General features: G+C 71.2%; 7 protein-coding genes. 4 read left to right on the forward strand and 3 right to left on the reverse strand.

Going from position 1 to position 5,598, the window contains the following annotated elements:
- Window positions 1-10: 10 nt before the first annotated feature.
- A complete protein-coding gene (locus GPY60_RS26100) occupies window positions 11-970 on the forward strand; it encodes a MinD/ParA family ATP-binding protein (protein ID WP_156690589.1) in 960 nt (319 codons plus the stop codon).
- Window positions 971-1,021: 51 nt separating this feature from the next.
- Here GPY60_RS26100 and sigI read toward each other — a convergent pair whose 3' ends face one another.
- Window positions 1,022-1,900 (reverse strand): RNA polymerase sigma factor SigI, encoded by an 879-nt coding sequence (gene sigI, locus GPY60_RS26105; RefSeq protein ID WP_156690590.1) that lies wholly within the window; start codon window positions 1,898-1,900, stop codon window positions 1,022-1,024.
- A 111-nt stretch (window positions 1,901-2,011) separates the two neighbouring features.
- Between sigI and GPY60_RS26110 the strand changes: the two genes are divergently transcribed.
- Together GPY60_RS26110 and GPY60_RS26115 are read left to right on the forward strand one after the other, a co-directional pair.
- A complete protein-coding gene (locus tag GPY60_RS26110; RefSeq protein ID WP_156690591.1) occupies window positions 2,012-2,851 on the forward strand; it encodes an NAD(P)H-binding protein in 840 nt (279 codons plus the stop codon).
- Window positions 2,852-2,867: 16 nt separating this feature from the next.
- On the forward strand, window positions 2,868-3,308 hold the full coding sequence (locus GPY60_RS26115) for a nitroreductase family deazaflavin-dependent oxidoreductase (protein WP_156690592.1): 441 nt from the start codon (window positions 2,868-2,870) through the stop codon (window positions 3,306-3,308).
- A 71-nt stretch (window positions 3,309-3,379) separates the two neighbouring features.
- On the opposite strand, the gene GPY60_RS26120 is transcribed toward GPY60_RS26115, so the two are convergent.
- Window positions 3,380-3,655 carry a WhiB family transcriptional regulator gene (locus tag GPY60_RS26120; RefSeq protein ID WP_197283846.1) on the reverse strand — a complete coding sequence of 92 codons (276 nt, stop codon included), beginning with the start codon at window positions 3,653-3,655 and terminating at the stop codon, window positions 3,380-3,382.
- Window positions 3,656-3,938: 283 nt separating this feature from the next.
- On the opposite strand from GPY60_RS26120, the gene GPY60_RS26125 reads away from it, so the two are divergent.
- Complete coding sequence (locus tag GPY60_RS26125; RefSeq protein WP_370462834.1) at window positions 3,939-4,742, forward strand: transcriptional regulator; 804 nt, start codon at window positions 3,939-3,941, stop codon at window positions 4,740-4,742.
- A 55-nt stretch (window positions 4,743-4,797) separates the two neighbouring features.
- Here GPY60_RS26125 and GPY60_RS26130 read toward each other — a convergent pair.
- Window positions 4,798-5,598, reverse strand: an 801-nt coding sequence (locus GPY60_RS26130) for a DUF7373 family lipoprotein (protein WP_444850869.1), incomplete at its 5' end; no start/stop codon positions are given.

A 5,598-nucleotide genomic window follows, 5' to 3' on the forward strand; every position in this document is an offset into this window, starting at 1 on the left:
TAGCCGCAGGATGCGTCGCCAGCCCACGTCGGCCCCCCCTTCCGCACCCACGCACGCACCGGCCGACGTGGGCTGGCGACGCATCCTGCGGCTAATCACATTTGGGCTCGTGAAGCTGGGCCCGTCCGCGGCGCAACGCGAGGCCGGGCAGTTCGAAGCCGCCATCCGGGCTCCGCTGCACGGCAACTACAAGGTCGGCGTGCTCGGCAAGGGCGGCGTGGGCAAGACATCGGTGGCGGCGAGCGTGGGCTCGCTGTTCGCCGAACTCCGCAAGCAGGACCACGTCGTGGCGATCGACGCCGACACCGCCTTCGGCCGGTTGAGCAGCCGGATCGACCCGGCGTCGACCGCCTCGTTCTGGGAGCTCACCGCCGACAAGAATCTTCGGTCGTTCGGTGACGTGGTGGGCCGCCTGGGCCGCAACCCCGCGGGCCTGTACGTGCTCGGTGGCGAACCGGCGTCCGGTCCGCGCCGGGTGCTCGATTCCGCGATCTACCGCGAGGCCGCGCTGCGGCTGGACCGCCACTTCACGATCTCGGTCATCGACTGCGGAGCGACGATGGACGCGCCGGTCACCCAGGAGGTCCTGCGCGACCTGGACGCGTTGATCGTCGTGTCGTCGCCGTGGGCCGACGGCGCGTCCGCCGCCGCACGCACGATGGAGTGGCTGGCCGATCAGTCACTCTCGACACTGTTGCGCAACACCATCGTGGTGCTCAACGACTCCGACGGGCACGCCGACAAACGCACCCGCGCGCTGCTGGCCCGCGAGTTCGTCGAACACGGACAGCCGGTCGTCGAGGTGCCTTACGATCCTCATCTCCGGCCGGGCGGCGTCATCGACGTGGACCGGGAGATGGCCCCGGCCACGCGCCGCAGGTTCCTTCAGGTCACCGCAACGGTCGCAGGCTATTTCGCCGCGCGTCCAGACCGCGTCCGCGAACGGGGCGCGGCGGACGAACGGGGCTAGTCCGATGGTGGCGACCCGCATCGTCCGGCTTCGCCGCACTCGCGCTCACCACTAGGGCCGCTCCGCGCCGACCCGCGCCCAGGGGTCGGCGACCGCCTCGATCTTCACGACGAGGCCGTCGCGGATGGTCAGCACCACGGCGGCGAAAAGCCGGCGGTCAGCGAACGCCAGCACCAGCGGTTGCCCGGCGGGACCGCTCACCAGCGTCGCGTCGGGCCCCAGGTAACGCATCAGGTTCGTCGCCACCGCGTGCGGGCCGTGATTGACCTGCGGCGGCGGCGCCGGCTCCACCAGCACCGTGCCCACGCCCCACACCGTCGGATCGAGCACGGCGGTCAGCGCGGCGATGTCACCGTTGGCGCACGCGGTGATGAACTTCTCGGTGACCAGCTGGTGCTCGGCCGGCGTCACCTCGCTCAGCTTCGGTTGCGCCGCAGCGAATTTCGTTCTCGCCCGCCGCGCCAGCTGGCGGCAGGTGCCGGCCGGGCGGCCCACGGTGTCGGCGATGGTGTCGAACGGGATTCCGAAGACGTCGTGCAGGACGAACGCCACCCGCTCGCCGGGGCTGAGCCTGCGCAGGACCTCCAACAACGCCGTGCGGACCTCGTCGTCGAGGGTGACCCGGTCGGCCGGGTCTTCGCGCTGCGCCCCCGGACGCTCGCCCGGCCCGTCGCCGTCCGGGCGCTCGTGGCGCGCCCGGGCCGAACCGATGTGGTCCAGGCAGAGCCGGCTCGCCACCACCGTCAGCCAGCCCCGCACATCGTCGATGCCGTCGACGTCGGCCCGGGACAGCCGCAGAAAGGCTTCCTGCACAACGTCTTCGGCGTGGCCGACGTCGCCCAGCATCTGGTAGGCCAGGTTGACCAGGTACGCGCGGTGAAGCCGCCAGGCCGCATCGACCTGCTCGTTGGGTGACTGCGTCCGTTCCATGAACCTTCGACGATTCGGCGCCGCAAAAAGTTACGTGTTCAGGCTGTAACTTTCCCACCTTCGGGGCCGTCCTTGGAGGAGTCGTCAAAAACTCGTCGAAGGAGACACCTCATGACCATCGTCGTCACGGGCGCGACCGGCAACGTCGGGCGCCCCCTGGTTGCCGAACTCGCCGCCGCGGGAGCCCCGGTGCGGGCCGTGACCCGCACGCCGCAGTCCGCCCGGTTCCCCGAGGGGGTCGAAGCGGTCGGCTCGGTAGCCGAAGCGCTGCCGGGCGCCGAGGCGGTGTTCCTCAACTCCCGAGCCCTGGGCGCGGAACTGACCACGGTGATCGGCCAGTGCCGGCGCGCCGGCGTCACCAAGCTGGTGGCGCTGTCGGCGATCAACGCCGACGACGACTTCTCCCGGCAGCCGTCCCGTTTCCGCGGGGACCGCAACAGGGAGGTCGAGCGGCTCGCCGTGGACTCCGGCCTGGAGTGGGTGAGCCTGCGCCCCAGCGTGTTCGCGACCAACTTCGCGGGCATGTGGTCGGCACAGATCCGGGCGGGCGACGTCGTGGCCGGTCCCTACGCCGCGGCTTCCGCGGCACCGATCGTCGAGAGCGACATCGCGGCGGTCGCGGCGCGGGCGCTGCTCACCGATGAGCTTGTGGGACAGAGGGTTCCGTTGACCGGGCCGGAGGCCTTCACCAACGCGCAGCTGGTCGGGGTGATCGCTGCCGTCCTCGACCGCCCCCTGCGTTATCGGGAGATACCCAACGACGAGGTGCGCCGGCGGTTCCTCGCCCTGGGCTTCACCGCGGAGTTCGCCGACGCCTATATCGCCATGCTCGGCGAGACGCTCGACAAGCCCGCGCTCGTCACCCACGACGTGGAGAAGATCCTCGGCCGGCCCGCGACTGCGTTCGCGGAGTGGGTCTCAGCCCATCGCGACGTGTTCGCCGCGTCCTAGAAGAAAGGAAGAACCCATGTCCGAACCGCGTCCCCCGCGCTACCTCAAGCCGATGAACAAGATGATGATGGCCGTGCAGCGGCTCGGCATCCCGACCGGTCCCGCCATGGTGTTGACCGTCCCCGGCCGCAAGTCGGGTGTGCCGCGCAGCACGCCGATGACGCCGTTCGAATTCCGGGGCGGCCTGTACGTCGTGGCCGGCTACCCGGGCGCCGACTGGGCGGCGAACGCGCGGGCCGCCGGTACGGGCACCCTGTCCCGGGGCCGACGGTCGCGGCAAGTGCGCATCGTCGAGCTCACCGCGGAGCAGGCACGCCCAGTGCTGCGCGCCTTCCCCGACCAGGTGCCGGTGGGAGTGGCGTTCGCCAAGCGCTCCGGGATGGTCAGTGACGGCACGGCCGACGAGTTCGAGGCGCTGGCGGGGCGGTTGGCCGTGTTCCGGTTCGAGCCGGCGTAGCTCCGCGGGCCTTCTCGCCGCCAACCGCCGAGATCGCGGTGAGGTCCCGCTTCGGCGCACCGCGGTGGCGTTCAGGCCGACCTGGCGGGCTCGCGCACGCGGTAGCCGTTGCGCTCGGCCAGCGACCGCAACTGGCCGAGCGCGAACGCTCGGCCGCGACCGGCCTCGGGAATCAGCACTCCGGCCCACAGCCCTTCCGCCCCCGGCGACTCGACCGCATCCCGTGCGCACGGCCACCGGCGGGGGCACGCCCGGCATAGCGCTTTGGCCTCGGCGTCGGGAGCGATGGTCCAGCGGTCGGGGTCCTGGGTGCACACGCCCAGGTCGTTGGAAACTGTTGCGGCCATGTCGCCCATACCTCCTGAAGCGTTGCGTTTCTGCGGTGTGCGACCGCCACGCTACAGTACAAACCGACGCATTGCAACGGTTATGGGACTCGGCGGTACCGCGAAGCCCCGCAATACAATGGTCGTCGCGCACCGGCATCGCCCTCGCTCGGCCGATCTTGCTACGGTTTCAGCGCGATGGTCGGCAGCCAACGTGACGTCGGTGCCCGAAACGTAGCGGAATCGCGGTTAGGTCGCCGGAGTGCAACGGTTAGACTCGCAACGGCAGGGAACATGCTTCGGGATGCTCCGTCGACAGGGGAGACGAGACGCGGTGACACTCACGGGCAGGGAGCAGGACCGAACCGGCTTGGAAGCCACCGACCCGGACCCCGGCGTCGTCCGGGCCGGAGCCGCCGCCGCGGCGCGGCGCCGCGAACTCGACATCAGTCAGCGCAGCCTGGCGACCGGCGGGATCATCAACGCCGGCGCCCTGATCGCCTTCGAGAAGGGGCGCAGCTGGCCGCGCGAGCGCACCCGGGCCAAGCTGGAGGAAGTCCTGCAGTGGCCCGCCGGGACCATCGAGCGGATCCGGCGCGGGGAGCCGGTCGCCCGGGAAGCGGACACCGGAAGGCGGGTGCAGGAGCACCGTTCGGACGACGACCAGCCGGCCGACGGGCCGACGTCACTGATCGCCCAAGCCGTCGTCGCCGCGGTGGACGGCTGCGGCCTGGCCATCGCCGCCCTACCGCCGGTGGACGAACCCGAGTTCACGGAGCGCGCGGCGCCGATCCTCGTCGACTTGCGCCAACTCGAGGCGATCGCCGTCCGAGCAACCCGGATCAGCCGCATGACACCGGAACTCATCAACGCGCTCGCCCGGGTGCGCCGCCACTACGACGAACTGATGATCCGCGGTGCGAGTGCCCCGAATGCCCCTCTGGGGCAACGCCTTTACGCGGCCCGGCGCCGGGCGAATCTTTCCACGGCGGAGACGGCGCAGGCGGCCGGGTTGCCTGAGGACATGGTCGTTGGCGCGGAAGCCGACGAGCCTGTGCCCGCGGGTGCCGCCGACGCGCTCGAGAAGTTGATCAGCGACATCGGATAGGTCCGCCGGGCGCCCGGGCGAAGGGCGCCATCGGCAACGCCTCTAAGCAAAGCCGTTATTTGCCGGCCAGGATGCGCCACTGCGCCGCGAGCTGTTGCTTGGCGTCGGTCTGGTCGCCCGAATACGTGGCGAATGCGTAGCGGTCGACGTGCGCGACGCACTTGAAGTGCCAGTTCGCCTGCTGGAGGGTGGGCGGATCCACCGGCGCGGCCCAACCGACGGTTCGGGTGAAGCAGCGGGCGTCGGGCAGGCCGCGAACCCCCGTGGCGGGTTGGACGTCGGGCCGGGAGCGGGTCTGGTCGGCCAATTTGCCGGCGACCCGCGCGGCGCCGTCGGCGTTCTTGCTCTGATACACCCGGGCCAGCAGCTGCCCCACCCACTCGACGCCCGCCGAGGTGAACAGCGCGTCGGACTCGATCGGGTCGTCCTCGAAGTGCAGCGCCGCGTGCGGTCGCCACGTCCCCGCTCCACGGGGCACCTTGCCGTCCGGCGCCCACAGGACGCGGGCCAGGAGTTGGCCGGACGGATCGACCGGCAGGTCGGCCAGCTTGGCGGGATCGGTCGGCAAGAACCGGTCGATGGCGCGGCCCTGGTCGCCCAGGGCGCCACTGACGAGCTGCCGAGCCTCGAATTCGTTGTCGTAATCGCGGTTCGCGGCGGCGAGCTGATAGAAGACGTAGGGGCCGTGGGCGGCGAAGCTCTGCACGGCGACGGCGCCGTCGGCGCGGTTGTAGGCCCAGGCGGTGGCTTCCGGATGGTCGAGGATCGGTACGGGCCGGCGCGGGCTGTCCCCGGCCCTGGGCACGCTCGAGACCCTCTCGCTCTTGGCGGCCATCTCTCCGGCGGCCGCCGCGGC

This window comes from Mycobacterium sp. Marseille-P9652, assembly GCF_902652685.1.
In the GTDB taxonomy this organism is placed as follows: Bacteria; Actinomycetota; Actinomycetes; order Mycobacteriales; family Mycobacteriaceae; genus Mycobacterium.

Excerpts from the sequence above, each read along its gene's own strand:
- GPY60_RS26100 (WP_156690589.1), top strand. The coding sequence starts at position 11 with ATGCGTCGCCAGCCCACGTCGGCCCCCCCTTCCGCACCCACGCACGCA.
- sigI (WP_156690590.1), bottom strand. The coding sequence starts at position 1,900 with ATGGAACGGACGCAGTCACCCAACGAGCAGGTCGATGCGGCCTGGCGG.
- GPY60_RS26110 (WP_156690591.1), top strand. The coding sequence starts at position 2,012 with ATGACCATCGTCGTCACGGGCGCGACCGGCAACGTCGGGCGCCCCCTG.
- GPY60_RS26115 (WP_156690592.1), top strand. The coding sequence starts at position 2,868 with ATGTCCGAACCGCGTCCCCCGCGCTACCTCAAGCCGATGAACAAGATG.
- GPY60_RS26120 (WP_197283846.1), bottom strand. The coding sequence starts at position 3,655 with ATGGCCGCAACAGTTTCCAACGACCTGGGCGTGTGCACCCAGGACCCC.
- GPY60_RS26125 (WP_370462834.1), top strand. The coding sequence starts at position 3,939 with ATGCTCCGTCGACAGGGGAGACGAGACGCGGTGACACTCACGGGCAGG.